The sequence below is a fragment of the Phycisphaerae bacterium genome (genome assembly GCA_028714855.1).
In the GTDB taxonomy this organism is placed as follows: domain Bacteria; phylum Planctomycetota; class Phycisphaerae; order Sedimentisphaerales; family Anaerobacaceae; genus CAIYOL01.
Window position 1 is genome coordinate 117114 of the sequence record JAQTLP010000004.1, and the last position, 26829, is coordinate 143942.

Here is a 26829-nt window from a genome sequence, read left to right on the forward strand (position 1 = left end):
ACGAATCTTAGATAACCTCTAAAGCGATTTTGAGTGCTTCATCTGTGTTCTTGACGAAGGCGAATTTGAGACCTTTTTTTGCTTCTTTTGGGACTTCGGGGAGGTCCTTTTTGTTTCTGGCGGGGAGGATAACAGTTTTAATTCCTGCCTGTTTAGCGGCGAGGATTTTTTCCTTCAGGCCGCCAATGGGCAGGACAAGGCCTCGCAGGGTTATTTCCCCAGTCATTGCGACATCGGGTCGAACGGCTTTTCCCAATAATAGGGAGACCAGCGAAGTGAACATTGCGATGCCTGCGCTTGGGCCGTCTTTTGGGATTGCGCCGGCGGGGACATGGATGTGATAATCTAATTTTTTGAATTTGTCCGGCTCGATATTTAGTTTTTTGGCGTTAGATTTTACGACTGAGAAAGCGGCCTGTGCGCTTTCCTTCATAACGTCGCCGATATGACCTGTAAGCTGCAGTTGGCCTTTGCCCGGCATAGAGGCGGATTCGATAAAAAGCAGCTCACCGCCGACGGGCGTAAACGCAAGTGCGGTGGCGACGCCAGGGATTCCTGTTCGCATGGCCAGTTCGGATTCGAATTGCGGCGGGCCGAGGATTTTTGCGAGGTCTTTTTTATCAATAGAGGCCTTTCTTCTTTTAGCTTTTGCAATTTGAGTAGCGACGGCCCTGCAGACGGCGGCTATATTCCTTTCGAGGTTTCGGACTCCCGCCTCGCGGGTGTAGTCGCGAATTATCGCAAGGGTTGCCTGGTCTTTTATGGTAAGGGAGCTTTTGTTTAAGCCGTGCTCAGTGAGCTGGCGCGGGATGAGATACTTTTTCGCGATATTAAGTTTCTCATTTTCGGTATAGCCGGGCAGTTCGATAACTTCCATTCTGTCTCGCAGCGCCGGCGGGACAGGCTCGGTATAATTTGCTGTGCCGATGAACATAACAGTTGACAAATCAAAGGGCTGGTCGAGGTAATGGTCTGTGAAGCTGAAGTTCTGTTCGGGATCGAGGACTTCGAGCAGCGCGCTCGAAGGGTCGCCTCTGAAATCGGCCCCGATTTTGTCCAGCTCATCGAGCATAAATACTGGGTTTTTACTTTGGCACTTTCTCAGCTCCTGGAGGATTCTTCCCGGCAGGGCGCCGATGTAAGTTCTTCGATGTCCGCGAATGTCAGCCTCATCCCTTATTCCGCCGAGTGATATGCGGATAAATTTTCTTTCCATCGCCCTCGCGATGGATTGCCCGAGAGAAGTTTTGCCGACGCCCGGGGGGCCGACAAAACAAAGTATAGGGCTTTTCCCTGTTGGGTTCAGCTTACGGACGGCGAGAAATTCGAGTATGCGTTTTTTTACTTTTTTCAGGTCGTAGTGGTCAGTGTTGAGTATTCGCTCGGCCTTGTTGATATCCAGCCGGTCTTTTGTTTCGATGGACCAGGGCAGCTCGCAAACCCAGTCCAGATATGTTCGGATAACGCTGTATTCGGGCGAAGCTGGTTGTATTTTACTCAATCTGTCGAGGTCTCGAAGCGCCTCGGCCTCGACCTTTTCGGGCATTTTGGCTTTTTTGATATTTTTGCTGATTTGCCTGAGCTCTTCGGTTTGCAAGTCGCCCTTGCCAAGCTCGGACTGGATGGCTTTTAATTGTTCCTGCAGGAAATATTCGCGCTGACTTTTATCCACCGCTTCTCTTACCCGGCCTTGGATTTTGTGACTGAGCTCGAGGACTTCCAGATTAGCTGCCAGAGCGGCGGATATTTCTTCGAGGCGCTTGGTGGCGTCGAGCTCTTCGAGCAAGTGCTGTTTTTTTGCAGGGTCGAGGTTGAGATTGGCTGCCAGGAAATCGGCCAAGGCGGAGGGATTTTCGATATTTTCCAGCAGCACAGAAGCCTCTTCGGGGATATTCGGGCTTAATGCTATGACGCGATTTGCCGTCTGGCGGACGCTGACGATGAGCGCCTGAAGTTTTTTTGTCGTTTTAGTCTGGACATCGAGCTGCTGCACCACGGCTTTTAGATATGGCTCCGTGGCTATCGGTTTTACGATTTTGAAACGGACTATACCGTGGACTATAATGTTAATCGAGCCCTGCGGTATTTTTATTAGCTTTAGGATGGAGGCGGCGGTCCCCACGGAGTAGATGTCGCTGAACTTCGGTCTGTCAGTTTGAGGGTTGTGCTGCGTGACGAGCCCTATGATGGATTCATTGGGTTTGATGTCGGCAAGCAGGTTTTTGCTTCTCTCCCGTCCAATTGACAACGGCATTACCGTGCCCGGATAGGCGACAGCATTTCGAATCGGCAAAATGCTGATTACCTCCGGCAGTTTGAACTCGTGGTTGTGCTCACGCGATTCTGAGGTTTCGTTGTGCAGATAGCGTTCAAAGCCTGGAGGGTCTTCTACGGCCATTCCGAATGGCCAACTACTGTGGGGAAATAACAGGTTTTCCGGGTTGCCTGGCATTTTATTTATATCGGTTATTTTTGATACAAAGTGTGATAATAAATGGTTAACAGGACGAATGCAAATAATAAAGTTGACGATTTAAAACGAGAAATGCAGATTAAATACTTTCTGGTTTAGGTATGGTTTACTTCTCACTTCAATTCAACTGTTGACCTTCAGAATAGGTATCCTGCGAAGCTTTAATGACAATTGGGCTAATAACGCCGCTCGGCAGCAGCTCATCGAGGTCCGGCGTGATGTTAATGACGCCGATATCGCCCGGCTCGGTTGTCTCCGAACCGCCGTCATCTGCAGTTGCTCCGATGTTGCTGACGTATCCGCTCGAGTAGCTGCTGGTGTCATACATCGAAATGACCGTTCCGTAAATTTCAGCATTGCCTCGAATATCCACAATGCCGCCGACGATTGCGCCGGTAAGAACATTGTTCTCGCCGTTGTTAGGGTTGGTGTTGCCGAGGTTCACGTTAAAGTTCGGCGCAAGAATCGTTGCGGGCACATTGGTGTTGTTCTGGAAGGTTTCTTCGCCGGTGAAATACAGGCAGTTTCTCATCCACCAGTTGGTGCTGTTCGCATAGTCGGGCGTGTTGGTAATGATGGGGCCGTTAAATGTACAGTTCTCAAACCGTACATTATTGTAAGTGCTGCCGGTCGTGCTGCAGTCAAGGTATAGAATGCCTTCGAACGTGCAGTTCTTAAAAAGTGTGCTTTTCAGGACGCCGCTGCTGATTGAGTAAGCAGAAACTTTTTTATTTGAAAATGTCTGATTTTCATATTTATAGCGGGATAGTTTCTGGCTTCCGGAAGAAGACGGCAGACTATAATTGCCTGCTGCATGCGGAAAGTATTCCGTTACAGTGGGAATGCCGGTGATGGAAAGGGCGGTCGTTTGAGCTTGGTACTGGCTGGTGTCATAATCGCTTATTTTCATTCCGGGCATATCGACGGCTTTATCGCCGTAGTTGACATTATAGCCGATGTCGTCGCACTGGCCTTGTATCTGGTCGCCAGGGCTGATTACCCTGTTTCCCTCGCTGTCATATACGGTATTACCGTTGGCGTCCAGTGTCTCAAGGTCGTAAGGCATCTTGATTTTAACACGATTACCCTCTGCGTCGAGAACAGGATTGCCATACTTGTCAAACTTGTCTGCATACAGGTCAGGACCGGGCTGGTTTGTATTTGGATTAATGTTGCTAAGAATGGTATTAATGGTTCCATCGATCGTGGATTCGCTGCTTATATTAAAAGGCGAGATATCCTGGTATTGCCACGAACTGTAAACATTGCCGTGTATGGTCGAGTCGCCGGCGAGCCACATTCGACCTCTGCTGGCAATGGCGTAAGTTAAAACCTCGTTGTCTTTGGTGATTGTCGAATTTATCCTGACCTGTCTGCGTACCTGCCCATCAACTCCTATTCCCTCAATCTGGATGGAATTGGCATCTCGACAAAATCTGACCTGAAAAGAAGCATTTGCCGCTCCGAAATTTATAGCGGGAGTTACAATTTCATTTTCAGTTTGTGCGGCATTGCCAGTTACCCATGGCTGGTTTTGAATCTGAGAGCAAAGTGTAGCCCATACAATATTCGCCTGGTCCTGGGTCACATAGTTTAGGCCGTTGCTCATTGATGGTATACCTGCCAAAGTCAGTGTTGTCTGCTTGATGATATATCTTCCGCATTCCAGGCCGGATTGGGCAGCTGACAGCGCCGTGTTGGCCTTGCGCTGATTACCCGTGATTTGCAAGTTGACGCCGGACAGCGAGGCCATTGAAACAGCCAGGGCACAAAAGACGAGAACAAATATCATAGATATGATAAGGATGCTTCCCCTGTTTTTGGGGTAGATTACTTTATTTACGGGTTTCATTTTCCCCCTCCGGAAAACACCCCATGCCAAATAGGCGATTTAAGTCATTATGTGTCAAATAAAGTATAAGAAGTGTTTAGCATAAAGCCCAAATAGTTGATTGAAGGATGCCGGAGATATACTGTTTTATTTTAATGTCCGATAAAAAGGGGCGTTTCGTAAGCAATTTGCCCTCTTTTGGCTGATGAAGCACATCGATAGGGGTTATTTATTAAAGTGAAACAAAGAAAGTTTTGTCAAACACAAGTCTTACTGGTTGTCTCTTGCACCGGCAAGCCAGCGGATGTCTCCGCCAGCACCTTGTACTGTTTGACAGCTAATTGCAGAAAACACGACGAAAAGCAACAGTATTATTAAGATGGCTTTTTTGACCATTTCCTTTTACTCCACGAAAGTCCTTTTTTATTTCTTATATATTTATCGTCCTAACACCGGCCAAAAAATAAACATATTAATTGGAATTTTTCATATTAACCGCTTTGCCGCATAATCAACGTTCCGAACAGATTACTATTTGATGGCAGAATGATAATTTTGCAGCGATTTTACAGTGCTTGGTTCTGTCTGGTGGGCGGCAATACCCTTTATGGCGGCAGCGGCAGCGGCTGGTGTCGTAATATAAGGAACCTTGTATTTTATAGCTGCCTTTCGGATGTAAGAATCATCGGATATACTTAACTTGCCGGCGGGGGTGTTGATGATTAGCTGAATCTCGGCGTTTTTAATTGCATCTACTATATTAGGTCTTCCCTCATGCATTTTGAGGATAAGTTCAGCTTTGATGCCTTTGTCTGCGAGGAAACGGCCAGTGCCTTCGGTGGCCTTTATTTTGAAGCCGAGTTTGGCAAAAGCCTTTGCTGTTTCGAGTATTGCAGCCTTGTCCGTGTCGACGACCGTTATTAAAACGGTGCCTTCAGAAGGCAGGATTAGGCCGGTGGCCTCCTGTGCTTTGAAGAAAGCCAGTCCGAATGAATTTGCCAGTCCCAATACTTCGCCTGTGGAGCGCATTTCCGGGCCGAGGAGTGGGTCAACGGTGTGGAACATATTAAATGGGAAGACAGCTTCTTTTACGCCGAAGTGCGGAATTTTTCTATGCTTTATGTTGAGGTCAGACAATTTTTTCCCGAGCATAAGCTGCGTGGCGATGCGCGCCATCGAAATGTTGCAGACCTTTGAGACCAGCGGGACAGTTCGCGAGGCGCGAGGGTTAGCTTCAAGGACATAAACGATGTCATTGGCAATGGCATACTGCATATTCATCAAGCCGACGACGTTTAATTTCGTTGCTATGGTTTTGGTGTATTCGCAAATAGTGTCAATGTGCTTTTGAGGAATGCTGACGGGCGGAATTACACAGGCCGAGTCACCGGAATGGATGCCGGCCAGCTCGATGTGCTCCATAACCGCGGGCACAAAAACGTCGGTACCGTCGGAGATAGCATCGGCCTCGGCTTCAATGGCGTTTTCGAGGAATTTGTCAATCAGGATGGGTCTTTCCGGTGTTATTTCGACAGCGGCTGCGACGTACCGCTGCAGCATTTCCTTGTCGTGGACAACCTCCATACCGCGTCCGCCGAGAACATAGGACGGCCGAACCATCAGTGGATAGCCGATCTGTCCGGCGATGGTAAGCGCTTCGTCGAGATTACTTGCCATACCGGATTCGGCCATAGGAATACCAAGTTTATCCATCATCTTGCGGAACCGGTCGCGGTCCTCAGCTAAATCTATGGTATCTGGTGTAGTGCCGATTATTTTTACGCCGGCCTGTTCGAGTTCTCTTGCGATATTAAGCGGTGTCTGACCGCCGAACTGAACAATGGCACCTTCGGGTTTTTCCTTTTCGTAGATACTCAAAACATCTTCAACTGTAAGCGGCTCAAAGTAAAGCTTATCGGAGGTGTCATAATCTGTTGAGACAGTTTCCGGGTTGCAGTTGACCATGATTGTTTCAAAACCTTCGTCTCGCAGAGCAAAAGCGGCGTGGACGCAGCAATAATCGAATTCGATTCCCTGGCCTATACGGTTTGGTCCGCCGCCGAGGACCATTATCTTGCGGTTTTTACTTACGCTGACACTGTCAGGTGCGTTGTAAGTTGAGAAATAATAGGCTGCATTTTCGACGCCGCTGACCGGCACCGGCTCCCAGGCCTCGACGATGCCGAGCTTTGTGCGCTGCTGGCGGATTTTATCTTCTGAAACGCCGAGCAATCTGGCAAGGTATCGGTCGGCAAAACCATCTTTTTTGGCCTGTATCACCAAGTTGTCTGGAAGCTGCTTACCCTTGTATTGGAGAATTTTCTCCTCGAGTTGGACGAGTTCAGCCATTTGTTCGATGAACCATCGTTTGATGTAAGTTTTCTCGCAAAGGGTATCGATATCAGCTCCCTTGCGAAGCGCCTCATACATAATGAACTGCCGTTCGCTTGTAGCCGTGCTCACAAGTTTCATCAGTTCATCGAGAGAGAGTTTATTGAAGTTCTTTGCAAAGCCCAGACCGTATCTGCCGATTTCGAGCGAGCGGATGGCCTTTTGGAATGCTTCCTTATAATTTTTGCCGATACTCATCACCTCGCCGACGGCCTGCATTTGTGTTCCGAGCTTGTCCTCGACGCCTTTGAACTTTTCAAAAGCCCACCGGGCAAATTTAACAACTACATAATCACCGGATGGAGTATATTTTTCGAGCGTTCCGTCTCTCCAATAGGGAATTTCATCCAGAGTCAGTCCGCCGGCGAGCATCGAGGAGACAAGGGCTATCGGAAAGCCCGTGGCTTTTGAGGCAAGCGCCGATGAACGCGAAGTTCTCGGGTTGATTTCGATTACGACTACGCGGTCGCTTTTGGGGTCGTGGGCAAACTGTATGTTTGTGCCGCCGATGACCTCGATTGCGTCAACGATGTCATAGGAGTATTTTTGCAGGCGCTTTTGCAGTTCCGGGTCGATGGTGAGCATTGGCGCGGTGCAGTATGAATCGCCTGTATGTATACCCATAGCGTCGACGTTTTCGATAAAGCAGACGGTTATCTTCTGGCTCTTCGCGTCGCGGACGACTTCCAGCTCTAATTCCTCCCATCCCAAAACGGATTCTTCGACGAGAATTTGCTTAACGAGACTTGCCGCGAGTCCCCGTCCGGCTACAGTTCGCAGCTCCTCCACATTATAGACAAGCCCGCCGCCGGTGCCGCCCATAGTATAAGCGGGGCGAATAACGACGGGATATCCCATTTTGTCGGCGATTTTTTCGGCTTCTTCCACGCTGAAGGCCAGCTCGCTTGTTGGCATATCGATGCCGAGCTTGTTCATTGTTTCTTTGAATGCGCCGCGGTCCTCGCCTCGCTTGATGGCATCGACCTGAACACCGATTACTTTGACGCCGTATTTTTTGAGCACGCCTGCATGAGCAAGTTCGGAAGACAAATTAAGCCCGCTCTGGCCTCCGAGGTTGGGCAGCAGGGCATCGGGGCGTTCGGCTTCGATGATTTTCGTCATAGTCTGGAGATTGAGCGGCTCGATATAGGTTATATCAGCCATACCAGGGTCGGTCATAATGGTAGCGGGGTTGGAATTGGCCAGGACTATCTTGTAGCCCAGCTTGCGAAGTGCCTTGCAGGCTTGTGTGCCGGAATAGTCGAATTCGCAGGCCTGGCCGATGATGATTGGACCGGAGCCTATAATCATAACTTTTTTTATGTCGTTACGCTTCGGCATCTGAAATCCTCCTGTTTTCTCAGCGTTCCATAAAAGCTACAAATTTGTGCATTCCATTAAAATTACAAATTTGTCGCGAGGGATTAAACTATAAAAAAATTGCGATGTCAAATAAGAAAAGTTTATAAAACCGGTAAGGAGGGTTAATTTTTTAAGTAATCCCGGCCTTTACGTGTAAGGAATTTTTAATTATTGTTACTATTACTATTGAAAGCAGGTATTCCGGATGACAGACGATAAATGTGAAACAACATTCAAACAATGGCTTGGTGAGCACCAGGGGCTGATTTTCAAGGTTATCCGGGCCTATGCAGACACGTTGGAAGATCAGGATGACCTGTTTCAAGAGGTTCTTTTACAGTTGTGGTTCTCAATTCCTAATTTTCAGGGGAAGGCAAAAGTGTCGACGTGGATTTACAGGGTTGCGCTGAATACAGCTTTGGTTTGGAACCGCGGTGAAAAGAAGCGTCGAAAACATAGTGTTCCGATGACAGAATTCAGCTCGCAACAGGGCGATAGTCCGGAACAATCGGAAGAAATCATCGGGCGATTATATGGGGCAATCAGGAAACTCTCGAAGGTCGATGCGTCGGTTGTCCTTATGCACCTCGATGGTCTGGCGTATGGTGAAATGGCTGAAATACTCGGCATCTCGGAAAACAATGTCGGCGTAAAATTGAATCGAGCCAAAAAACAACTGGTTCAATTATTGAAAGGGCTTGTAGATGACTTTTAACGAATTACAAAAAACCTGGCAAAAAGAAACAGGCATTTCAAAACTGACTGTCGACTCAGATTTGCTTCTTCGAGAAGTCAAGAGGAATAAAGAGCACTTTGAATCAACCATCTTCTGGCGGGATGTCCGAGAAGTGGGAGTGAGTTTTGCCCTCGCAGTATTTTTCTTGTATCAAGGTATGAAATTGAACCTGTGGTTTTTATATCTTCCTGCATTGGCGTGTATTTTTGTGGGAGTTTTTATGGTAATTGACAGGGTTATTCAAAAGAAAAAAACACCGAAACCCAGTGCTCCTTTGGCGGGCTGTATCAAAATTTCGCTTGCACAGGTTAAGCATCAGATATGGTTGCTGAGGAATGTTCTCTGGTGGTATCTGCTTCCATTAGCGGTTGGAGCAGCCTTGTTTTGGGGGCACGTAGGTTGGCGGGTCCGCAATGACAGCGGGACCGGATTGATATTCATCGGCGGATGCTTTGTCGGACTTATTATTCTTTGCACAGGTGTATATTATTTGAATCAATATGCCGTGCGGAAAGGATTGATGCCCCGAAAGCAGGAGCTTGAGGCGCTGCTGAAAAATCTCAGCAACGATAATAAAGCTACATAGTCGTAGTCATCTCTGCAAAATACGAACTGCGGGCAAATGGCAAGGAGATAACCCATTTAAAGCCGAGGTCAGTTGCTTTTTGTTTCCACCAGTCGAATTTCGCAGGCGGTATGTATTGGACAACTTCGAGCGAATTTTTCGAGGGTTTAAGGTATTGGCCGATTGTGATTCTGTCACAGCCGGCGTCCCGCAAATCTCTTAAGGCTTGCTCTACCTCGGCATCTGTTTCTCCCAAGCCGAGCATAATCGATGATTTTGTTAGGGCGTCTTTATAAGTTTGGCTGGCCGATTTAAGCAGGTCTAAGGAGCGTTGATAATTTCCGCCGAGGCGGGCTTTTCGGTATAAAGAGGGGACGGTTTCGATATTGTGCGCGAAAACAAACGGCAAAGCATCAGCCAGAATTTCGATAGCTTGCCCCTGACAATTTCGAAAGTCAGGCGTTAGTATTTCGAATTTCACGTCTGGGCATCTGTTTCTTATTTGGTTGATGCAATCGCGAAAGTGGCCTGCGCCGCCATCGGGCAGGTCATCGCGATTGACGCTGGTGATTACGAGGTATTTGGCGTTCATTTGCTCTGCCATCTCAGCTATTCTTGCCGGCTCGGTTGGGTCGGGCGGAAGGGGTTTGCCGCAGGTTACCGAGCAGAATTTACAATTCCGCGTGCAGACCTCGCCCAGAATCAGGACTGTTGCTGTGCCCCTTGACCAGCACTGGCCTCGGTTTGGACAGTTGGCATTATGGCATATTGTATTTACCTTGAGAGAGTTTAAGATTGTCTCAGTGGAATTGTATTTATCATCTGCTGGCAGAGGCCTTTTCAGCCATTCCGGCAATCTGCGCCGGCCGAGATGTCTTTTTAGAATTCCAGACAATTGGTTTTTAACTTCATCCATCGGGTGTGTGATTGCGGTTTCGTTCAGTACGGATGTCATTTTGACGTTTTCAAGACCGCAGGGTATGATGTAATCGAAGATGCTCAAATCGTTCCGGATATTTATTGCCATGCCGTGGCTGGTTACAGATTTCGACACGCGCACGCCGACCGAAGCTATTTTTTTGTCGTTTACCCATAAGCCTGGAAAACCTTTTCGCCTTTGGGTTTTGACATTCAGTTGTTCCAGCAGCTCAATGCCGATAGCTTCAAGTTTTCGGATATATTCACTGATGTCTAAGCCAAGCTCTCGCAGATTTAGAATCGGGTAAAAAACCAGCTGTCCCGGATTGTGTGCCGTTGTTCCGCCGCCTCTTCGGACATCGACAACGTCTATATTCTGTTTTTTCAGACTTTCAATGTCTGCGCAAAGCTTGTTGGCGTTTTGCCGGGCGCCGAGAGTAATGACCGGCAGGTGCTCGGTGATTAAAATGGTGTTCGATATTTCGCCATGCTGCCTTTCTTTGTGCAGTTGGTGCTGCTGCAGCAGGACGTCTCGGTAACCAGCAAGACCGCAATCGACAATACGTAAAGATGAGTTTTTAGTTTTTTCAGCTATTGTCAGCACGATGATAATATAGCAGAAAAATAAGGATAGCGGAACTTAACGTTAATTATTTTGCAATAGTGGTTTGAGCGGCGTGGAACATTCTGACGCCGCCGCGGTCGAGCTGGACAATTAAACCTTTTTCGGGATCGACGCCGATGCAGTTGCCGGTAAATTTCCTGCCGTTGTAAATGACTGTTATTCTCTGGTTCAGCAGGGTGTTTAGTTTGCGCCATCGGTCAATTATTTTTTTGCCTGTATCTTCCGCTGCTTCAAGCCAGTGGTCTAACGAGGAAAGTAGTCTCCTTGCCAGCGAGATGCGGTCGCATACCAATCGGCCTTCGATGTCGATGCTTGTCGCGGTTGTTTGCAGCTCGTCGGGGAACAAGTTTTTCTTTTGGTGGCAGTTTATTCCTATGCCTATTATATAAGCGGTGCTGCCGTTGACCTTTTTTGACTCTACCATAATGCCCGCCACTTTTTTACCATTTAAGATTATATCGTTAGGCCATTTGATTTTTGCGTGGCTGTGGGCGATTTTTCCGACGGCCTCGGCGACTGCTACGGGACAGGCCAGCGAGAGCATCTCAGGGTTGCACTTGCAGGAGGTCAGAAGAATCGAACAAAGAATACTGTCGCAGCGCCTGCTGAGCCATTTGGCGCCGGTCCTGCCCCGGCCGGCGGTTTGCTCTTCGGCGAAGATTGCAAGGCCGTCGTTGTCTTTGTTTTTCGCGTATTCGGCGGCGATGTCATTTGTGCTCGATGTGTGATTGTAGACGAGGATTTTTCTGCCGATACGCTTGGTGTTTACCTTTATTTTGTCTGGGTCGAGATGTTCGTGCGCTGGAGACATAGTTCAACTGTCAACCGCAATGTCAACGGCCCTTGCCGAGTGAGTGATTTCACCTACGGCGATTCTGTCGATGCCGCACTGGGCAATAGCGGATACATTGCTCAGCGATATATTACCGGAGGCCTCGAGTAGCGGCCTCCTGCCTTTGCGGCACATTCTGTTTCGCATATCCACGGCGTGTTTTAACTGCCACTGGCCCATATTGTCGAGTAGCACAATGTCTATGCCAGGAATCTTCAGGACGTAGTTCAGCTGGTCGTCAACGTGGTCGACTTCTACGGCGACAAATTTAGCGCCCTTTAATTTTTTTGCGCGTTCGATTATTTTTTTCAGTTTCGGGTAAAAGTTTCTGCCGAGTAGCGACAGATGGTTATCTTTAATCAGCACGGCGTCGTATAATCCGAGGCGGTGATTATGTCCGCCGCCGCAGCGGACGGCGTATTTTTCGATGGTTCGCCAGCCGGGCATTGTCTTTCGGGTGTCGTAGATTTTTGCTTTTGTCCCTTCAACAGCGCGGACAAATTTGCGAGTTGTCGTGGCTATACCGCTGAGCCGCTGCAGAAAATTGAGCATAACCCGCTCGGCGCTTAGCATGGCGCGCACCGGGCCTTTGATTGTGGCGATTTTACATCCGACATAAGCTACCTGGCCATCCTTTACAATGACCTTTAACTTAAGTCTCTTGTCGAAAGCAGCGAGGATTTCCTTGGCGATACCCATTCCGCACACCACTATTTCCTCGCGGGATATGATATTTGTTTTGGCAATAACGTTGTCTTTAAAGAGAAGCTCGCTGGTTATATCGCCGCTGCCGAGGTCTTCTTCGATTGCCATTTTGATTAGCTGGCGTGCTTCTTTGTTGTTCAGTTGTTTCATTTGAATTTTTCCCTTTGCTTTTTCGCGGCTAAAAAGCTTCTTTTCTTTTTCTTCGATTCTATGAGGGCGAATTCCGGCAGTTCTTTCAGTTCCTGCAGCTGGTCTCGCAGAAAAGCCGCCTTTTCGAAATCCAGCTCCTGTGCCGCTTCGAGCATTTCTTTCTCAATCTGGCCGGCCAGTTCTACCTTGTCATATTCACGTTCTTCGAACCGGATCGCCTCGCGGGCGGTCTTTCTTGCCTTTATCTGCTCGGTCAGACTGCTGCGAATCTCCTTTTTTATCGTTTCAGGCGTAATATTATGCTCTTTATTGAATTGTAGTTGAATTTTACGCCGTCTTTCAGTTTCGTCAATAGCTTTTTGCATCGATTTGGTGATGGTATCGGCGTATAAAAAGACGGTGGCGTTGATATTTCGTGCGGTTCTGCCGATTGTTTGTATCAGCGAAATATGACTTCGCAGGAATCCTTCTTTGTCAGCATCGAGAATTGCGACGGCTGATACCTCCGGCAAATCAAGTCCTTCCCGCAGCAGATTGATTCCGACCAGCACGTCAAATTCGCCGTTGCGAAGGTCGCGCAGGATCTCGATTCTTTCGAGCGTGTCGATTTCGCTGTGCAGGTAGCGGCATTTAAAACCTTTCTTCGTAATAAAGCCCGCTAGGTCTTCGGCCATTCTTTTTGTCAGCGTTGTAACGAGTATTCGCTCTTTGGCCTTGACCCGTTTTTCGATTTCACCGAGTAGATGCTGTACCTGATTGCCGGCCGGATGAACGAAAATTTCCGGGTCCACCAGTCCCGTTGGTCTTATGATTTGCTCGATGACCTCGTTGTTGCATTTTTCCAGCTCGAAATCGCCGGGCGTCGCGGAAACGAAAACGACCTTTGCCCATTTCTCCTGAAACTCTTCGAACCGTAAAGGTCTGTTATCCAGAGCGCTTGGCAGTCTGAATCCATGCTCAACTAAGATGTTTTTCCTGCTCCTGTCTCCGGCCCACATCGCTCGTATCTGCGGTATCGTAACGTGCGATTCGTCTATGAATAATAAAAAGTCCTTCGGGAAATAGTCAATCAGTGTATAAGGTTTGGCTCCCGGTGGCAGGCCTGCCAGGTGCCTTGCGTAATTTTCAATGCCGCTGCAGTAACCGACCTCCTGCATCATTTCAATGTCATACATCGTTCGGGCCTTCAGCCGCTGCGCTTCGAGAAGTTTGCCTTCCTGGTTGAATTGCTGAAGCCGTTCTTTCAGCTCGGCCTTTATGCTCTCTATCGCTGACTCGACCCGCTCGGCGGGCATAATGTAATGCTCAGCCGGATAGATAAAGACCTGCTCTTCAACGGCAAGGGTCTCTGCTGACGTGGGATTTATATAGCTGATTTTTTCGACGCGGTCGCCGAAAAATTCGAAGCGGATAGCGAAAGTTTCGTAAGATGGGTACAGCTCGACCACGTCGCCTCGAACGCGGAATTTACCCCTCGCGAAGTCGAAATCGTTTCTGGTGTATTGCAGATCTGCGAATCTGCCGAGAAGGTCGTTTCTGTCGATTCTGTCGCCCGTTCGCACGGCTACTACCGATGCTTTGTAGTCTTCCGGCGAACCCAAACCGAAAATGCAGGAGACGGATGCGACAATAATGCAATCGTTTCTTGTCGACAGGCTTGTAGTCGTTGAAAGCCGCAGACGGTCGAGGTCGGCGTTTTTCGAGGCGTCCTTTTCTATGTAAATATCGCGCTGCGGGATATAGGCCTCCGGCTGATAGTAATCGTAATAGCTGACGAAATATTCGACAGCATTTTCTGGAAACAGCTCCTTGAATTCCTCGTAAAGCTGGGCGGCCAGCGTCTTATTGTGCGATATGACAAGGGCCGGCCTGTCGAGTTGAGCCAGGGTCTGGGCCATTGTGAATGTCTTGCCGCTGCCCGTTACGCCCATAAGCGTCTGGAATTTCTTGCCTGCGCGCAGACCCTCTACAAGCCGCTTTATCGCTTCCGGCTGGTCACCCGCGGGACTGAACGAACTATTTAGTTTGAATATGCCCATTTGATAGTCTCAAAACAACTTATTCTACGCCCGGAAGCTGCAAAACTCAAGGAAAAGGGCGGGGTTGACATAGCTGTTTCAAACTGGGACAATCGCAGCCAAAGATAAAATCAAGGGGTAAAGTGAAATGAAAAATATAATTCTTCTTATGGTTATGGCTTGTCTGCTCTCCGGTTGCGCCGGCAAAGGACAGACACTGATGAATATCAAGACCGAAGCGGACGTCACAGCCAAACAGCCTTTGCCGGTAAAGGTAATGCCTCATGATGAGAAACCGTTGCAGATCCAGATTGTCCCGGATGAGATTATCGTTGGAGCGGTTATTGCCTCTTTGATAGCTGTTGTTGCAACAATTTTCGCTGCAATTGCAGCCTGGCGTGCCGCTGACAGTGCTAAGCGTGCTGCGAAGGAACTCTCGAAAATTTTAAAAACAAACTTGAAGAAATAAGGCGTATTGAAGGTGCGTAAGTATCAAACGGAGAGTTTGTTTGAGACGGATGACGTCCAGCAAAGCAAATGCAGTCATATTATTCGCGTGGCTTTTGAGTCTGCGGCGGATATGGAATTTGACTACCTTGTGCCGGACGAATTCTGGCCGATTGAGCCGGGGCAGCGGGTCGAGGCCCCGTTCGGCAGGGGTAATAAGCTCGAAAAAGGTTTTTGTGTTGAAATAATATCGGGGGAACAAAGCCGCAAAGACACAAAAGGAAAAGGCCGTGAATTTAAATTAAAAAAGGTTTGCGGTGTAATTGATAAAGAGCCGTTGCTGAATGCCGATTTGTTGGAACTGGCTCGGTGGATTGCCGGTTACTATGTCTGTCCTCTGGGGCAGGTCCTTGCTGCAATGGTGCCGGGGGCGGTGAAAAAAGGAGCGGGGGTCAAAACAGAAAGACAAATTTATCTCGCTGGCGTTGCTGAAGGGACAATCGAAAAATTAAGGGGCAAAAAGCAGAAACAAATCATCGAATACCTGCAGCGGAAAAAAGCCTTTAATTCTGACTCGGCGGCGGACCTGCAAAGTTTATTGGCAGAGCTTGACTGCACAAGTGAACCCTTAAAGAGCTTAGCTGAAAAACAGCTCATCAAAATAGTTCGCAGGACGGTATTAAAATCGCTGCCGGCTATTCCCGCGGGGATGGTGATAAAAACCGACCGCGTTGTATTGAATCAGGAGCAGCAAAAGGCATTAGCTCATTTTAAGGCCAAAATAGATTCGGGCGAGTTCGGCGTCACGCTTTTATACGGCGTCACCGACAGCGGCAAGACCGAGCTTTATATAAGGTCAATTGAGGCGGTTTTGCAAAAGGGCATGGGCGCTATCGTCCTGCTGCCGGAAATCGCCCTTACCGCCCAAACCGTTCAGCGGTTCAGCTCAAGGTTTAAAAAAATAGCTGTGATGCATTCTGGCCTGACTTCCGCCCAGCGCAACGCCCAGTGGCATAAAATAAGAGATGGCGAAGCAGATGTTGTTATCGGCGCCCGCTCGGCGGTTTTTGCGCCGCTGCCGAAGCTCGGCCTTGTCGTTGTTGACGAAGAGCATGAGCCGAGCTTCAAGCAGGATACTGCCCCCCGTTATAATGGACGGGACGTGGCGATAAAATGGGCGCAGCTGTCAAACGCACATTGTATTTTAGGCAGCGCAACACCCTCGCTGGAGACGCTTTATAACAGCCAAAATAAAAAGTATTTTAGTATGATGCGTTTGCCCAAAAGGGTGATGGACCTGTCCTTTCCCGAGATGAGACTCATTGATTTGCGGAACGAATTTCACACAAAGGAAGGCATAAATCTGATTTCCGAGCCGCTTGCCGAACATCTGGAAAAAGTGCTGGCTAAAGGCGAGCAGGCAATTTTGCTTTTGAACAGACGCGGTTACAGTAATTTTGTTTTCTGCCCGTCGTGCAAATATACGCTGCACTGCCGGAATTGCGATGTAACTTTGACGTTTCACAAATCGCCGCCTCGCGATGGCAGCCGGATGCGGACGGTTACAGGCAAACATATAGATTACGGTTTCGCGGTATGTCACTATTGCGGGGCGCAGACCCTCGTGCCGCAGAAATGTCCTTTGTGTGGTGCCGGCTTTGCGATGTTCGGGTTTGGCTCGCAAAGGCTCGAAGGTGAGCTGGCTAAAAAGTTCTCGCAGGCCCGTATAGCGCGTGTTGACAGCGATTCTATGGCCGGGCGCGACTATTACCACGTCCTTAGGGATTTCAGCGATGGCAAAATAGATATATTGGCCGGAACACAAATGCTGGCCAAGGGTCTGCATTTTCCGAACGTAACACTGGTCGGCATTATCAGCGCCGATACCTGCCTTTATCTGCCGGATTTCAGGGCGAACGAGCGGACGTTCCAGTTGATTTCTCACGTGGCCGGCCGCGCGGGACGCTCTGTGAAAAAAGGAGTGGTATTTGTTCAAACATTCCTGCCGGACCAGCCGGCCATACAATTTGCGCTCAAAAATGATTTCGACGGGTTTGTTAAAGAGGAGTTAAAGCACCGCAGGGCCTGCAATTTGCCCCCGTTTTGGCGGTTGGCCGGTGTGATTATGCGGGACAGGAATTTCGATAGACTCGAAGCCGCTTCTGTTGTGATACGCAGGAAGGTCGATGATATTGTAAAACGAGACGACCTGAAGGTGACTGTCAGGGGGCCGATGCCGGCGGTGATAAATCGGATACAGCAGTTCCACAGGATGCAGATAATTATCCAGTCGGCCAAAGCTGAAACTATACAGCGATTATTTACAACGCTCCGGGCCGACCTGTGGCGGCTTCGTCCCGCAGTCAAGGTCGCCATAGATATAGACCCTGTCAACTTATTGTAGCTTGCAATTCCGGCATTTATGTGCTATATTTCCCATTTCTATGTCTTTCGGGGCGTAGCTCAGCTTGGATAGAGCGCTTGGTTCGGGACCAAGAGGCCGGTGGTTCAAATCCACTCGCCCCGATTTTTTACTAATGAGGGTTTGTGATGCCGATTTTTGAATATAAATGCGATAAATGTGGCAAGATAACCGAGTTGCTTGAAACAAGCGGCAGCCGCGGCGTTAGGAGCTGTGCTCATTGCGGCAGCAGCAAACTGACAAAACAGATTTCGGTATTTTCGGCGCAGGTCAAGGCGGGGCAATCAAAAAAATGCTTCGGCTGCAGCGATAACACCTGTCCTCATTCGAACGGGTAAATACTCGTAAATATGAAACGGTAAAATAGGAAGCAATGGACGAGAAAAAAAACGGTTATAACTTCAACGAGATAGAAAAGAAGTGGCAGCGGTTCTGGGAAGAGAACAAGACATTTAAGGCCAGGGACTGCGACAATTCCAGGTGCAAGTATTACGTTCTCGATATGTTTCCCTACCCCAGCGCTGCCGGCCTGCACGTCGGCCATCCGGAAGGTTATACGGCCAGCGACATTGTTTCCCGCTATAAGCGGATGAAAGGTTTCAACGTCCTGCATCCTATGGGCTGGGATGCGTTCGGTCTGCCCGCAGAACAGTATGCTGTTGCAACTGGAACGCATCCTGCTCAGACCACTCAAAAGAATATTGATGGTATGCGCCGGCAAATCGAATCACTGGGCTTTAGCTATGACTGGGACAGGGAGGTTAATACTACCGACCCGAATTATTACAAGTGGACGCAGTGGATATTTCTGAAATTCTACAACAGTTACTTTGATGAAGATGAGCAAAAGGCCAAGCCTATCGAAGAACTGCCGATACAAAAAGATTTGAGCGAGGAAGGAAAACGGATTTTCATAGATGGTCACCGTCTGGCTTATGAAGATTTCGCCCCGGTCAATTGGTGTCCTGAGTTGGGCACTGTTCTTGCGAACGAGGAAGTTGTCGGTGGTGTAAGCGAACGTGGCGGCCATCCTGTTATAAGAAGACCAATGCGGCAGTGGATGCTGAGGATAACGAAGTACTGTGAGCGTCTTCTTAAGGGGCTTGACGAGGTTGACTGGCCGCATTCGATCAAGAAGCTTCAGCAGGACTGGATCGGCAAGAGCATCGGCGCAGAGGTTGATTTTAAAGTTGACGGATACGATATTAAACCTATCCGTGTTTTTACAACTCGCCCGGATACCTTATTCGGGGCGACGTATATGGTACTGGCGCCAGAGCATGAACATGTCGATATGATAACGACTGATAAATATATAAATGCGGTAGAAGACTACAAATTCAAGGCTCTTAACAAAAGCGATTTGGACAGGACAGATTTAGCTAAAGAAAAAACCGGCGTATTTACCGGTGCTTACGCAATCAATCCAGTAAACAACGAAAAAATCCCAATCTGGATAAGCGACTATGTTTTAATCAGCTACGGCACGGGCGCAATAATGTCGGTGCCGGCCCACGATGAAAGGGATTTCGAATTCGCCAAAAAATTCGATTTGCAGATTATTCCGGTTGTCGAACCGGATGACCGTGAGCAGGCCGAGTTGGTTAAGAAAGGCCAATTTTGTTTCATCGGCGACGGCAAAGCAATAAACTCCGGCCGGTTTAGCGGCCTGACAACAGCCCAGTTCAAAGAGCAAATTACAAATTGGCTCGCAGAAAAAGGCCTCGGCGGAAAAGCGGTTAACTATAAACTGCGCGACTGGCTTTTCAGCAGGCAGCGCTATTGGGGTGAGCCTTTTCCGATATTGCATGCTGAGGATGGCAGAAGAATTGCTCTGACTAAAGAAGATCTTCCTCTAAGATTGCCGGAGGTGGATGATTATAAGCCGAGCGGGGATGGTGAGCCGCCTTTGGCAAAAACGACTGACTGGGTCAATGTGACACTGGCCGATGGAGTAAAGGCCAAACGCGAAACCAATACAATGCCTCAATGGGCGGGAAGCTGCTGGTATTATCTGCGTTACCTTGACCCGGAGAATCCCCGCCAGGGCTGGGACCCGGAGAAGGAAAAATACTGGATGCCTGTCGATTTGTATATTGGAGGTGCGGAACACGCGGTGCTGCACCTTTTGTATTCGCGGTTCTGGCACAAGCTGCTTTTCGACTTAGGTTTCGTCAGCACCAAAGAGCCGTTCAAAAAGCTCGTCAATCAGGGAATGATTTTGGGCGAGGACGGCCAGAAGATGAGCAAATCTCGCGGCAACGTGATTAATCCAGATAAAGTCGTCGCCGATTATGGCGCCGATTCGATGCGGCTGTACGAAATGTTTATGGGGCCGCTGGAATCAATGAAACCTTGGAGTATGCAGGGCGTTGAAGGTGTGTTCAGGTTTCTTAAGAGAACCTGGTCGATGATAGTTGATGAAGATATCGGCGAGCTTGTCGAGAATATTAAAGATGCCGATGCTGATGAGACAACCCTTAGATTGCTGCACCAGACTATAAAGAAGGTTGGAGATGATATTGAAACATTCGGTTTCAATACCGCGATCAGTCAGATGATGATTTTTGTAAATCACCTCAGCAAGCAGGAAATCAGACCAAAATCCGTTGTTGAGAAATTCCTTCTGGTTCTTGCGCCGTTCGCTCCTCATATTGCTGAAGAGCTTTGGGAAAGATTAGGCCATACCAATACCCTTGCTTACGAACCTTGGCCTGAATATGACGTACGGATTATCAAAGAAAAGGAAATTGAGCTGGTTATTCAGGTCAACGGTAAAATAAAGGATAGAATTGTTGTTTCCGCCGATGCCGACGAAGAGCAGATAAAACAAAAGGCACTGGCCGGCGAAAAGGTTAAAAAAGCTTTGGACGGAAAAGAGCCAAAAAAAATTATCGTCATCAAGTCCAGGTTGGTGAATATTGTTATTTGACATAATTATTTAGAAAGGGAAAGGTATTATTATGTGTCGCGGTTTTAATTTCAGAACTGTTTTCAATGGGTTTATTGTTTCCTGTGTGATTTTAGCTGTTTTTACGTCCTGTTTGGCCGCTGCAGGGCCGAATAGCGGCGGGCAAAAATTGGTAGCGGAAATTGTATCTAAAGCTGTGCAGAAACAACGAATTTTGTATAAACTTACCACTATCGATGAATTTAAACAAATTGCCGGAGAACCTCTAAAAGAAACAAAAAGCACTATTGGGGGAATAGAAATTTGTGAGCTCGCATATTCAGATGTTTTTGCCAGGTTTGCAAAAGTTAAAGACAAATCCATCCCGTTTACTATCTTACAGTTGTCCGGCAAAGGAATGAGCTTTGATATTGGTAAAAATCGCCAGGTTACGTTAAGGGACACGGATGACCTTGGTAAGATTGACCCCTTCCTGGGAGTGGCGAATATGTCGCTGACTAAGCTCGACTTGAGAAAACATAAAAAAATTCTCGATGAGATGTCTTTTGATACCTTTACAAAGTGGCCCAAGCCAAACAGGATGCCTAAAGGATTTAAACCGGAACGTTTGCTTGAGGAAGGAAAAAATCCGGGACTAGGTGTGCGGGCTCTGCATAAGCAGGGTATCGATGGCAGAGGTGTTGTTATAGCTATAATTGACCAGCCATTGATGAAGGATCACCGGGAGTATGACGGAAAAATCACAAAATATGAAGGAGTTGTCTTTCAAAGTACAACCTCGGCAATGCACGGTACGCCCATAGTCAGTGCTGCGGTTGGCGAACAGTGCGGTGTTGCGCCGGCAGCCAGAGTCTATTATTATTCTGTGCCTCTCATCTCTTTACCGGATAATGGGATTTACTGTGATATTATTGATAAAATTATTGAAGAAAACCAAAACGCAGGCGCTTCAGAAAAAGTTCGGGTGGTAAACATCTCATCAGGGACATTTCGGCAGCAGGTCAACTTTGACAGGTGGAAAGAAACTTTTGCTAAGGCCGCTGCGAATGGTATCCTCGTAGTAACGTGCGACACGGCTCTCTTGAACTACGGGACGCTCGACCATATTACTGACAGGAATGCGGATTCACCATCGGCCTACAAAGCCGGTAAGTCCAGTGGAAAAGATAGTATCTTCCTGGTTCCGGCGGGTAATCGGACAACGGCAAGTCATATGGCTCAGGATGCTTATACCTTTTGGAGACAAGGCGAAAGAAGCTGGGCGGCGCCGTATCTTGCAGGACTTGCTGCCCTCGCTTATCAGGTTGACCCTGAGATTAAGCCCGGCGAAATAGTCAATTTGTGGATTGACACGGCAATAAAAACCAATGCCGGTTACGTTATCAATCCTACAGGCTTTATCGAAGCTGTTCAAAAAACCAAACCAAAGTAATCGATGGAACTTATGCCCGTTGAGATTGAAGCAAAGCTGAAGGTCGATTCGCTGAAGGAAATAGCGGAAAAGCTGGATGCTCTCGGTGCTGAATTTGGACAGGAGCGGCTGCACTTAGACAGCTACTTTGATGATGCGAACACAACTTTCAGGAAAAGTGACCGCTGTCTCCGCCTGCGGCGGCAGTCGGCCGATAATAGCAAAAGATTTTTTTTGACTTATAAAGGCGCGAAAGAAAAGGACCAGTTCAAAAAAAGGCAGGAAGTTGAAGTCGAAGTCGAAGATGGAGATTCTGCCGAGAAGCTGCTTTTGTTGCTTGGATATAATAAAGTGCTTGTGTTCGAGAAGAAACGTCAAATTTGGCGATTTGGCGGGTGCGAAGTTGCTCTGGATGAACTGCCGTTATTGGGCAGTTTCGTTGAAATAGAAGGGCCTGATGAGCAGAAAATCGCCGACGTGCAAAGCAATTTGGGGCTGTCGGATTTGCCGGTCATTTTGGAAAGCTATGCGTCTTTGATGGCCAAAAAGCTTCTGCAGCTTGGCAGAAAAGAAAAAGAGGTATTGTTATAAAAGATTAGAGCGTATGAAACCAGATGATGGTTATATTGCGTATATCTTAAATCCCAAAGCCGGCGCAACCAGCAGCAAACTGGTCGGTCGATGGTTTGAGGAATACCTTGTCAAAAAAGGATACAAGGTCAGGGTTACTTTGACTGCTTCTTTGGCACATGCCTGTGAAGTGGCTACAGATGCGGCTGTGGATTACAATTGTGCGATGGTTGTCGCTGCCGGTGGTGATGGTACAATCAGGGAGGTTGCGCACGGCCTCGAAGGCAGTGACAAACCGCTGCTGATAGTGCCCTGCGGAACCGAAAATTTACTGGCAAATGAGTTGGGTTTCGATGAAAAATTGAAAACAATAATAAAAGCGTTTGAGTGCGGCTTCATTCGGACTTTAGACTTGGGGAATATAAATGGGAAATGTTTTACTTCGATAGCAGGATTCGGTTTTGACGGCCGAGTAGTCAAACGTGTTAGCGAGCAGCGCAGGGGACATATAGATTACTTCGATTATTTCTGGCCGCTCTGGCGAACGTTCTGGGATTATAAATTCGAATCAATGAAAGTGACCGTGGACGGCGAAGAAATTTTTAACGGCCGGGGCCTGGTTTTTGTCGGAAATATTTCGAGATATGCGGTAGGCCTTCAGATATTGCACTATGCCGATTTCAGTGATGGCTTGCTGGATATATGTATTTATAAATGTGCCTCCCGCCTGCATCTGGTCAAGCATTCGATATTTACGGTCCTCAAGCGAGACGTAAATTGCTCTGATGTTATTTATCGTCAGGGCAAAGAGGTTTCCGTAAGTTCGGATAGTGCCGCCATAGATACCGAAATTGATGGTGACCCCGGCCCCGCTTTACCTGTGCAGATTAAAGTGATACCGCGGGCGGTCAATTGTGTCGTGCCAGAGGGCGCAAAGCCGGCGGGAATAAGAACGAGAATTATCAGGGCATTAGGATGAAATTAAAATATGAATAAAGCAAGTTTCAAAATCGGTAATGTCAATATTGGCGCCGATGCGCCTTTATTTCTAATCGCTGGGCCTTGTGTTATTGAAAGCAGGGACATCTGTCTGGATATCGCGGACAAAATCGTCAAAATCGCCGCAAGCACCGGCGTGGGAATGATTTTCAAGGCGAGCTTCGACAAGGCCAATCGCTCCAGTCTGCATAGTTTCAGAGGCCCGGGTTTGGAAAAGGGACTGGAGATTCTTGCAGCAGTTCGCCGGGAGACTGGTTTGCCTGTTATGACCGATGTGCACGAGCTGGCTCAGGCCCAGGCCGTCGGCAAAGTCGTTGATTGTCTCCAGGTGCCTGCTTTTCTCTGCAGGCAGACCGATTTGCTTTGTGCCTGCGCCAAGACTGGAAAACCTGTGAATATAAAGAAAGGCCAGTTTATCTCGCCCGATGAAATGAAAAATGCCGTCGAGAAGGTTCGCTCCTGCGATAACAAAAAAATTATGCTCACCGAACGCGGAACGTTTTTTGGCTACAATCGGCTCGTCAACGATATGACCGCTATTGTCTCTATGAAAAAGCTTGGCTGTCCCGTTGTCTTCGATGCGACGCACAGCACCCAGCAGCCGGGCGGTCTCGGTAATGCCAGCGCGGGCCGGCCGGAATTCGCCCCAATACTTGCCAGAGCCGCCGTCGCCGCAGGCGCCGATGGGCTTTTCATCGAGGTGCACACCGACCCGGAAAAATCAAAATCCGATGCCGCCAGCATTATGCCCATCGATTGGCTCGAAGATTTATTAAAAGTGTGCAAAAAGATATTCGAGGTCGTCCGGAAGTAGATAAAAGTGGCTGAAGAAAAAAAGTATTTATATGGCCCGGTGCCCTCGCGAAGACTTGGACGTAGCCTCGGCGTTGATATCGTGCCGTTCAAGCTCTGTTCGCTCGATTGCGTTTACTGCCAGCTCGGCAAAACCACCGAAAAGACCCTCCATCGCAGCGATTTTCTTCCTGTCGAAGCGGTTTTGGCCGAGTTGAAAGACAAATTGGCCGCAGGACTGGAAGCCGATTTCATTACCATCGGCGGTTCCGGCGAGCCTACCCTCCACTCCCGCCTCGGCGAGCTTATAGACGGCATAAAGAAAATCACCGCCATCCCCGTAGCCATACTTACCAACGGCACCATGCTCTACAAACCGGATGTCCGCGCCGATTGCGCCAAGGCCGACGTCGTTTTGCCTTCTTTGGATGCCGGCGACGAGCAGACCTACCAGAGGATAAATCGCCCGCACTCCGGCTTAAGTATTGAAAGATTGATTAGTGGTTTGTGCGCATTGAGAGACGAGTTCCAAGGCCAAATATGGCTCGAAGTTTTTCTCATCGAGGGTTTCAATACTGATAACCAGCAGATTGCCAAAATCAAGTCTGCCATAGACCGCATTCATCCCGACAAGGTTCAGCTTAATACCGCCGTTCGCCCCACCACCGAGCCTGGCGTCAAAGCCCTCGACCACAAAACACTCCGCGCCATCGCTCGGCAGCTCGGCCAAAACTGCGAGGTCATAGCCGACTTCTCACCGGCACACGCAGGCGCAAACTTCCAAGCCAAGGCCGAAGACGTATTATCAATGCTGAAACGCAGGCCTTGCTCCCTGAGTGACATATCCTCTGCCCTCGGCATCACCCCAAACGAGGTCTTAAAGTATATCACCCATCTCCAGCAGCAGGGCGCCATCGCTTCCCGACAAAAAAACGGCGTAACCTTCTTTTTCAAAGCAAATTAGTAGATATTCCTAACGCACGGGGGACGAGCCGGTAAAAATCTGGTGAATTTACACCTAATTGCCGGATTCATATTCATTTTAGTAAAGACGGACGTCTTATTGGCCGATAAAAGCGTTGTAACGTTTTCCAAAGCTTCGATTTTATCGAATTTGTCGCGAAAAACTGGATTTTAGCAATAGGTTATCGGCTTTTAGACCGATAAAAAATATAGGCGACTTTGATGACCAAACACAGGAAACAGCAGCTGGTTCTAAACAAAGGCACCGAGAAGTTTATATTCCGTTACGACAGCGGCTCCGAAGACAAACTTCTCGACGCCCTGATTGAGCAGGCCAAGGATAAACGAACGAATTTCGATTGGTTCGATGCCGCGGTGCTCAGTTTCAAGCTCGCGCAATCGCTTATTAACCAGGCCGATAAGCTCATCGGCGATAAGAAACCCATTTTGCAGGAAGACTCGCAGCCGCAATAACCCGGCTGATATAACTAAGATTGAAACCTTTATTACATAAAGATGCTGAATAGGTAGGTGCGATTATGGAAGATAATGTAATTGTTTCGGAGTTTCTAAATTACTTGAAATTCGAAAAGCGGTTTTCCCCGCATACGGCCAAGTGCTACGGCGCGGACCTCGAGCAGTTTAGCGATTTTCTAGCTGGTCGCTCCGGTCACACGGATGAGCACGCCCCGGCCGGTGCCCATCAGGGCGGCGCAGCTACCGCTGTCGCTACGCGGACAAATCTCAAACTGGACCAGCTCCTTCTTGCCGTCGATGTCAATTCCATCAGGGCATATCTGGCCGCCCTCAACGAGAAGCAGTATTCAAAGTCAACCGTCGCTCGCAAGCTTGCCACGCTGCGCAGCTTCTACAAATTCCTCGTTAAAAGAAACCAGCTCTCCACCAATCCTGTTATGGCCGTCCGCACCCCCAAGCAGGACAAGCGCCTGCCCCACTTCCTCGAATACGAAGACATCAAGAGATTAATCGAGACCCCTTCTATGGATAACTGGCTCGGCGCAAGAGATAGGGCCATCATGGAGACCCTTTACAGCACAGGCGTCCGCGTCAGCGAGCTTGTCTCCCTGAATATGGACGACGTCGACTTCCTCGGCGAAGTCATACACATCCGCGGTAAAGGCAAAAAGGAAAGAATCGTCCCAATCGGCACCTCCGCTTTGCAGGTCATTCAGCACTATATGGAATTTCGCAACAAAAGGGCAAGCAGCAACGCCAATTTCGATACGAAGGTTCTGTTCGTTAATAAGCACGGCCGGCGACTAAGCACACGCAGCGTCCGCCGAAAAATGGATAAATACCTCAAAATGGCTGGCCTCGACCCTACTATCAGCCCGCATACCCTCCGGCACAGCTTCGCGACGCACATGTTAAATAACGGCGCCGATTTAAGAAGCGTTCAGGAGCTGCTCGGCCATCAGTCGCTTTCGACCACCCAGATTTACACCCATCTGACAACCAAAAAGCTCAAAGAGACCTACGACAAGGCCCACCCCCGCGACCAGCAGACCACTCCCGAGCAGCCGGTTTCGAAAGACCATATTTCGAGCATAACCGAGCCGAGCAAAATGAATAAGGATAATAACGAACACGAGTGGTAAAACCTCGCCGCGAGAGATAAGAAGAAAAGAACTGCCCCCGAAGTCTGAGACTTCGGGGGTTTTTTATTAACTCATCCCCTCATCCCCCC

Annotated in this window: 20 protein-coding genes and 1 tRNA gene; 14 read left to right on the forward strand and 7 right to left on the reverse strand. The window is 48.5% G+C overall.

Annotated elements, in window-relative coordinates; all coding sequences use genetic code 11:
- Window positions 1-7 precede the first annotated feature (7 nt).
- The 3 genes from lon to carB form a co-directional block, all read right to left on the reverse strand.
- Window positions 8-2398, reverse strand: a complete 2391-nt coding sequence (lon, locus tag PHG53_04455; GenBank protein ID MDD5380876.1) for an endopeptidase La — start codon at window positions 2396-2398, stop codon at window positions 8-10.
- 193 nt (window positions 2399-2591) lie between these two features.
- Window positions 2592-4325: a pilus assembly PilX N-terminal domain-containing protein gene (locus PHG53_04460; protein ID MDD5380877.1), complete on the reverse strand. Its 1734-nt coding sequence runs from the start codon at window positions 4323-4325 to the stop codon at window positions 2592-2594.
- A 510-nt stretch (window positions 4326-4835) separates the two neighbouring features.
- Entirely contained in the window at window positions 4836-8036 is a 3201-nt protein-coding gene (carB, locus tag PHG53_04465; GenBank protein ID MDD5380878.1) for a carbamoyl-phosphate synthase large subunit, read from the reverse strand.
- 226 nt (window positions 8037-8262) lie between these two features.
- On the opposite strand from carB, the gene PHG53_04470 reads away from it, so the two are divergent.
- Complete coding sequence (locus PHG53_04470) at window positions 8263-8772, forward strand: RNA polymerase sigma factor (GenBank protein MDD5380879.1); 510 nt, start codon at window positions 8263-8265, stop codon at window positions 8770-8772.
- Window positions 8762-9379, forward strand: a complete 618-nt coding sequence (locus PHG53_04475; protein ID MDD5380880.1) for a hypothetical protein — start codon at window positions 8762-8764, stop codon at window positions 9377-9379. The genes PHG53_04470 and PHG53_04475 overlap by 11 nt, the downstream gene beginning before the upstream one ends.
- Here the strand turns inward: PHG53_04475 and lipA are convergent.
- From lipA to uvrB, 4 genes are read right to left on the reverse strand one after another with little or no spacing between them, the layout of a single operon-like run.
- The gene (gene lipA / locus PHG53_04480; protein MDD5380881.1) at window positions 9372-10880 is read right to left on the reverse strand and encodes a lipoyl synthase; all 1509 of its coding nucleotides are present in this window, start codon (window positions 10878-10880) and stop codon (window positions 9372-9374) included. The two genes, PHG53_04475 and lipA, sit on opposite strands and share 8 nt — an antisense overlap.
- A 46-nt stretch (window positions 10881-10926) precedes the next feature.
- On the reverse strand, window positions 10927-11712 hold the full coding sequence (locus PHG53_04485; protein MDD5380882.1) for a biotin--[acetyl-CoA-carboxylase] ligase: 786 nt from the start codon (window positions 11710-11712) through the stop codon (window positions 10927-10929).
- Window positions 11713-11715: 3 nt separating this feature from the next.
- Window positions 11716-12588: a carboxylating nicotinate-nucleotide diphosphorylase gene (nadC, locus tag PHG53_04490; protein MDD5380883.1), complete on the reverse strand. Its 873-nt coding sequence runs from the start codon at window positions 12586-12588 to the stop codon at window positions 11716-11718.
- The gene (gene uvrB / locus PHG53_04495) at window positions 12585-14627 is read right to left on the reverse strand and encodes an excinuclease ABC subunit UvrB (GenBank protein ID MDD5380884.1); all 2043 of its coding nucleotides are present in this window, start codon (window positions 14625-14627) and stop codon (window positions 12585-12587) included. Before uvrB ends, nadC begins: the two co-directional genes overlap by 4 nt.
- Window positions 14628-14754: 127 nt before the next feature.
- Between uvrB and PHG53_04500 the strand changes: the two genes are divergently transcribed.
- The 12 genes from PHG53_04500 to xerC all read left to right on the forward strand — a co-directional run bounded on the left by PHG53_04500 (window position 14755) and on the right by xerC (window position 26740).
- Window positions 14755-15075, forward strand: a complete 321-nt coding sequence (locus PHG53_04500; protein MDD5380885.1) for a hypothetical protein — start codon at window positions 14755-14757, stop codon at window positions 15073-15075.
- A 12-nt stretch (window positions 15076-15087) separates the two neighbouring features.
- Window positions 15088-17457, forward strand: coding sequence for a primosomal protein N' (priA, locus tag PHG53_04505; protein MDD5380886.1), 2370 nt, complete (start codon window positions 15088-15090; stop codon window positions 17455-17457).
- Window positions 17458-17505: 48 nt separating this feature from the next.
- Window positions 17506-17580: transfer RNA gene (locus PHG53_04510), tRNA-Pro, on the forward strand.
- A 23-nt stretch (window positions 17581-17603) separates the two neighbouring features.
- Window positions 17604-17813 (forward strand): zinc ribbon domain-containing protein, encoded by a 210-nt coding sequence (locus PHG53_04515; protein MDD5380887.1) that lies wholly within the window; start codon window positions 17604-17606, stop codon window positions 17811-17813.
- A gap of 35 nt (window positions 17814-17848) precedes the next feature.
- Window positions 17849-20407 (forward strand): leucine--tRNA ligase, encoded by a 2559-nt coding sequence (gene leuS / locus PHG53_04520; protein ID MDD5380888.1) that lies wholly within the window; start codon window positions 17849-17851, stop codon window positions 20405-20407.
- Window positions 20408-20438: 31 nt separating this feature from the next.
- Entirely contained in the window at window positions 20439-21818 is a 1380-nt protein-coding gene (locus PHG53_04525) for a S8/S53 family peptidase (GenBank protein MDD5380889.1), read from the forward strand.
- A gap of 3 nt (window positions 21819-21821) precedes the next feature.
- Window positions 21822-22388, forward strand: coding sequence for a class IV adenylate cyclase (gene cyaB / locus PHG53_04530; GenBank protein ID MDD5380890.1), 567 nt, complete (start codon window positions 21822-21824; stop codon window positions 22386-22388).
- A 13-nt stretch (window positions 22389-22401) separates the two neighbouring features.
- Window positions 22402-23346: a diacylglycerol kinase family lipid kinase gene (locus PHG53_04535; GenBank protein MDD5380891.1), complete on the forward strand. Its 945-nt coding sequence runs from the start codon at window positions 22402-22404 to the stop codon at window positions 23344-23346.
- Window positions 23347-23355: 9 nt separating this feature from the next.
- Window positions 23356-24180 carry a 3-deoxy-8-phosphooctulonate synthase gene (gene kdsA, locus PHG53_04540; protein MDD5380892.1) on the forward strand — a complete coding sequence of 275 codons (825 nt, stop codon included), beginning with the start codon at window positions 23356-23358 and terminating at the stop codon, window positions 24178-24180.
- Window positions 24181-24186: 6 nt separating this feature from the next.
- A complete protein-coding gene (locus PHG53_04545; GenBank protein MDD5380893.1) occupies window positions 24187-25122 on the forward strand; it encodes a radical SAM protein in 936 nt (311 codons plus the stop codon).
- Between the two features lie 221 nt (window positions 25123-25343).
- Window positions 25344-25595, forward strand: a complete 252-nt coding sequence (locus PHG53_04550; protein MDD5380894.1) for a hypothetical protein — start codon at window positions 25344-25346, stop codon at window positions 25593-25595.
- Between the two features lie 65 nt (window positions 25596-25660).
- Window positions 25661-26740, forward strand: coding sequence for a tyrosine recombinase XerC (gene xerC / locus PHG53_04555; protein ID MDD5380895.1), 1080 nt, complete (start codon window positions 25661-25663; stop codon window positions 26738-26740).
- Window positions 26741-26829: the final 89 nt, after the last annotated feature.

What these genes read in the sequence shown, in the direction of transcription:
- uvrB (MDD5380884.1), bottom strand. Translation starts at nt 14,627, where the DNA reads ATGGGCATATTCAAACTAAATAGTTCGTTCAGTCCCGCGGGTGACCAG.
- PHG53_04470 (MDD5380879.1), top strand. Translation starts at nt 8,263, where the DNA reads ATGACAGACGATAAATGTGAAACAACATTCAAACAATGGCTTGGTGAG.
- PHG53_04485 (MDD5380882.1), bottom strand. Translation starts at nt 11,712, where the DNA reads ATGTCTCCAGCGCACGAACATCTCGACCCAGACAAAATAAAGGTAAAC.
- PHG53_04500 (MDD5380885.1), top strand. Translation starts at nt 14,755, where the DNA reads ATGAAAAATATAATTCTTCTTATGGTTATGGCTTGTCTGCTCTCCGGT.
- PHG53_04515 (MDD5380887.1), top strand. Translation starts at nt 17,604, where the DNA reads ATGCCGATTTTTGAATATAAATGCGATAAATGTGGCAAGATAACCGAG.
- leuS (MDD5380888.1), top strand. Translation starts at nt 17,849, where the DNA reads ATGGACGAGAAAAAAAACGGTTATAACTTCAACGAGATAGAAAAGAAG.
- xerC (MDD5380895.1), top strand. Translation starts at nt 25,661, where the DNA reads ATGGAAGATAATGTAATTGTTTCGGAGTTTCTAAATTACTTGAAATTC.
- cyaB (MDD5380890.1), top strand. Translation starts at nt 21,822, where the DNA reads ATGGAACTTATGCCCGTTGAGATTGAAGCAAAGCTGAAGGTCGATTCG.
- PHG53_04475 (MDD5380880.1), top strand. Translation starts at nt 8,762, where the DNA reads ATGACTTTTAACGAATTACAAAAAACCTGGCAAAAAGAAACAGGCATT.
- PHG53_04460 (MDD5380877.1), bottom strand. Translation starts at nt 4,325, where the DNA reads ATGAAACCCGTAAATAAAGTAATCTACCCCAAAAACAGGGGAAGCATC.
- kdsA (MDD5380892.1), top strand. Translation starts at nt 23,356, where the DNA reads ATGAATAAAGCAAGTTTCAAAATCGGTAATGTCAATATTGGCGCCGAT.
- PHG53_04550 (MDD5380894.1), top strand. Translation starts at nt 25,344, where the DNA reads ATGACCAAACACAGGAAACAGCAGCTGGTTCTAAACAAAGGCACCGAG.
- PHG53_04525 (MDD5380889.1), top strand. Translation starts at nt 20,439, where the DNA reads ATGTGTCGCGGTTTTAATTTCAGAACTGTTTTCAATGGGTTTATTGTT.
- nadC (MDD5380883.1), bottom strand. Translation starts at nt 12,588, where the DNA reads ATGAAACAACTGAACAACAAAGAAGCACGCCAGCTAATCAAAATGGCA.
- lon (MDD5380876.1), bottom strand. Translation starts at nt 2,398, where the DNA reads ATGGCCGTAGAAGACCCTCCAGGCTTTGAACGCTATCTGCACAACGAA.
- carB (MDD5380878.1), bottom strand. Translation starts at nt 8,036, where the DNA reads ATGCCGAAGCGTAACGACATAAAAAAAGTTATGATTATAGGCTCCGGT.
- PHG53_04535 (MDD5380891.1), top strand. Translation starts at nt 22,402, where the DNA reads ATGAAACCAGATGATGGTTATATTGCGTATATCTTAAATCCCAAAGCC.